This is a genomic window from Sphaerobacter sp., from assembly GCF_019683595.1.
GTDB lineage: Bacteria > Chloroflexota > Chloroflexia > Thermomicrobiales > Thermomicrobiaceae > Sphaerobacter.
In genome coordinates, this window is sequence record NZ_JADGHZ010000275.1 from 1 (window position 1) to 3,442 (window position 3,442).

The following is a 3,442-nucleotide window of genomic DNA, read 5'->3' on the forward strand; positions in this document are numbered from 1 at the left end:
CGGGGCACGCCCCGGCTGGGGGGGGGAACATCCCCGGCCCTGCCGGGGCCTAGGGGAGTGCGCTCATGCTCCGCTATATCGCCGTCCGCCTGCTCTCAGCCATCCCGGTGGTCTTTGGCGTGACCCTGGCGGTTTTCTTCATGGTCCGGCTCGTCCCCGGCGACCCGGTCGACATCATGTTCGGCAACCAGGCCCGGCCGACGCCCGAGCAGCGGGCGGCGATGCGCCATCAGCTCGGGCTGGACCTGCCGATCCACAAGCAGTACGTCAAGTTCGTGTCCGACGCGCTGCGGGGCGACCTCGGGCGCTCGTTCCGCAGCAAGCGGCCGGTGATGCAGGAGATCCTGCTGCGGCTGCCCAACACGCTCAAGCTGACGTTCGCCAGCCTCGCGGTCGCGGTGGTGATCGGGACGGTGACCGGGGTTCTCGCCGCTACCTTCAAAGGATCCTGGATCGACAACATCAGCATGCTCGGCGCCGTCCTGGGCGTCTCGATCCCCGGGTTCTGGCTCGGCCTGATGCTAATTCTCCTGTTCTCTGTGCGGCTCGGCTGGCTCCCGGTCTCCGGGACCGGCTCCTGGAAGCACATGGTCCTGCCAGCCTTCACCCTCGGTTTGCTGAGCTCGGCCATCCTGGCCCGGCTCACCCGCGCCAGCATGCTCGAGGCGCTCTCCGGCGACTATGTCCGGACTGCCCGCGCCAAGGGGCTGCGCGAGTGGTGGGTGGTGGTGCGCCACGCGCTGCGCAATGCCCTGATCCCCATCGTGACGATGCTCGGCCTCCAGATCGGCGGGCTCCTCTCCGGGGCCTTCGTCATCGAGGCGGTCTTCGGCTACTCGGGCATCGGCTTGCTCGCGGTCGGCGCGCTACAGACGCGCGACTTCCCCTTGATCCAGGGGATCGTGCTCATGGTGTCGCTGATCTACGTCGGGGTGAACCTCCTGGTGGACATCATCTATGCCGCGATCGATCCGCGCATCAGCTACTCATAGGCAGGGGGACATGAACGCAGACCGGCAAACCATGCAGCGGGTCGATGCGAAGAGCGCTCCGGCGCTCGGCGCCAGCGCCGCGCCGCGCACCCAGCGTCAGGTCGTGTGGCGGCGACTGCGCAGGAACCGTATGGCGATGCTCGGCGGCGTCATCGTCGTGACGCTGATCTTGGTCGCCATCTTTGCCCCGGTATTGGCGCGCTACGACCCGACCGAGATGCGGCTGTCGGACCAGTTTCTGCCGCCGAGTCTGGACCACCCCTTCGGCACCGACGACTTCGGGCGGGACATCCTGACGCGCCTCCTCTACGGTGCGCGCATCTCGCTCCAGGTCGGGCTGGTCGCGGTCGGGATCGCCGCGATCGTCGGGTCGATCGTTGGCATGCTGGCCGGCTATTTCGGCGGCTGGTTCGACATCATCAGCCAGCGCGTGATCGACGTCATGCTCGCCTTCCCGGATCTCCTCCTCGCGCTGGCCATCATCGCCGTGCTCGGCCCGAGCCTGATGAACGTCATGATCGCCGTCGGGATCGGCTCGGTGCCGACCTACGCCCGGCTGATGCGCGGGCAGGTGCTTTCGCTGAAACGCAAGGAGTACGTGGAGGCGGCGCGGGCTATCGGCGCGCCGACCCGACGCATCCTGTTTCTCCACATCCTTCCCAACGCGCTCTCGCCGATGATCGTGCTCGCCTCGCTCGGCATCGCCAGCTCGATCCTCTCGGCTGCCGCGCTCAGCTTCATCGGCATGGGCGCCCAACCGCCGACGCCCGAGTGGGGCGCGATGCTCAGCAACGGCCGCGAGTTCCTGCGGGAGGAGTGGTGGATCGCCACCTTCCCCGGCCTCGCGATCGCCATCACCGTGCTCGGCTTCAACATCCTGGGGGATGGCCTGCGCGACGCACTCGACCCGCAGGCCCGCGACTGACGCAGGTGCAGTGGAGGGAGTAGGGAACCAGATCTCTTCCGGGCCGGGACGGCCCAACGGTCATGAAAGGACGCAGCGCTGTCGCCCTCGCCCGGGCACGGCGGGGGCCGGCACGCCGGAAAGGTTATGCAACGCATGAGCAACGAACTGACGCGGCCAGGCACGCTCGACGAGGCCGTGCGCGATGCGATGACGCGCTGGTCGGTTCCTGGTATCGCGGTGGGGATCCTCCGCGATGGGGCCGTCGAGACCCACGGCTACGGCGTGGCCAGCCTGGAGACCGGCTTCCCGGTGCGCCCGGATACCCTGTTCCAGATCGGGTCGATCTCCAAGGTCTACACCGCGACGCTGGCCATGCAGCTCGTCGAGGAGGGCAAGCTGTCGCTCGACACGCCGGTGATCGAGTACCTGCCCGACCTGAAGCTGGCCGACGCCGATGCCCAGCGCACCATCACCATGCGCCACCTCCTGACCCACACCAGCGGCCTGGAGGGCGACCGCTTCGACGACTACGGCAACGGCGACGACGCCCTGGCCAAGGCGATCGCCGAGTTCCACACCCTGCGCCAGTGGACCGCCCCGGGCGAGCTCTGGACCTACTGCAACAGCGGGTTCTACCTCGCCGGCCGCGTCATCGAGCAGATCCTGGGTCAGACCTTCGAGCAGGCCATGCGCGAGCGGGTCTTCCAGCCGCTGGGCATGGAGCACAGCTTCTTCTTCGCGTACGAGGCCATCGTCTACCCGGTCGCCGTCGGCCACACGCAGGTTGCCCCGGGAAGCGCCGAGCACAAGGTCGCCCGGCTCTACCCGCTGCCGCGCGTCGTCAATGCCGCGGGCGGGATCATCGCCAACGTCGCCGATCTGCTCCGCTTCGCCGCCTTCCACATGAGCGACGGCACGGTTGGCGGCAAGCAGGTCCTTACGGCCGAGTCGATCGCGGCGATGCAGGAGCAGCAGGTCAAGGCGGGCAACTTCGCCGAGGCTTACGGCATCGGCTGGTCGCTCCACACCGTCGACGGCGTCAAGGTCGTCTCGCACGGCGGCTCGACCAACGGCTTCCAGGCGCAGCTCGCGCTGGTGCCGTCCCGCCGGTTCGCCATCGCCATCCTCACCAACGCTGACCGCGGGGCCGCGGCGCACCGCGACATCCAGCGCTGGGCGCTCGAGCACGAGCTGGGCCTGCGCCACGCCGACCCCGAGCCGATCACGCTCCCGGCCGAGGTGCTGGAGCGCGTCACCGGGACCTACAAGCGCCCGCACAGCACCATCACGCTGTCGGTCGACGAGGGGCGGCTGAAGGCCGAGATCCAGATGAGCAGCCCGCTGACCGGCGAGACGGAGACCCTGCCGCCGCTCTACATGTCGCCCATCAGCGAGCAGGAGTTCATCATCACCGAGGGCGAATACCGCGGCATGCGGACCGACGTCATCCTCGGCGACAACGGCAAGCCGCGCTTCCTCCGCTTCAGCGGCCGCCTCGCCGAGTACGTCCAGGACTAAGTGGCCAGATCACTCAACAACCCCC

The 3,442-nt window shown here is 68.4% G+C and carries 3 protein-coding genes; all 3 read left to right on the top strand.

The annotated features are described in order from the left end of the window. Positions 1–65 precede the first annotated feature (65 nt). The 3 genes from nikB (at position 66) to IRZ30_RS16520 (ending at position 3,417) form a co-directional block, all read left to right on the top strand. On the top strand, positions 66–992 hold the full coding sequence (gene nikB, locus IRZ30_RS16510; RefSeq protein ID WP_294086747.1) for a nickel ABC transporter permease: 927 nt from the start codon (positions 66–68) through the stop codon (positions 990–992). 31 nt (positions 993–1,023) lie between these two features. Continuing rightward, a complete protein-coding gene (nikC, locus tag IRZ30_RS16515) occupies positions 1,024–1,917 on the top strand; it encodes a nickel transporter permease (protein WP_366945373.1) in 894 nt (297 codons plus the stop codon). 135 nt (positions 1,918–2,052) lie between these two features. Further along, entirely contained in the window at positions 2,053–3,417 is a 1,365-nt protein-coding gene (locus tag IRZ30_RS16520) for a serine hydrolase (RefSeq protein WP_294086749.1), read from the top strand. Positions 3,418–3,442: the final 25 nt, after the last annotated feature.

What these genes read in the sequence shown, in the direction of transcription:
- nikB (WP_294086747.1), top strand. Translation starts at nt 66, where the DNA reads ATGCTCCGCTATATCGCCGTCCGCCTGCTCTCAGCCATCCCGGTGGTC.
- nikC (WP_366945373.1), top strand. Translation starts at nt 1,024, where the DNA reads ATGCAGCGGGTCGATGCGAAGAGCGCTCCGGCGCTCGGCGCCAGCGCC.
- IRZ30_RS16520 (WP_294086749.1), top strand. Translation starts at nt 2,053, where the DNA reads ATGAGCAACGAACTGACGCGGCCAGGCACGCTCGACGAGGCCGTGCGC.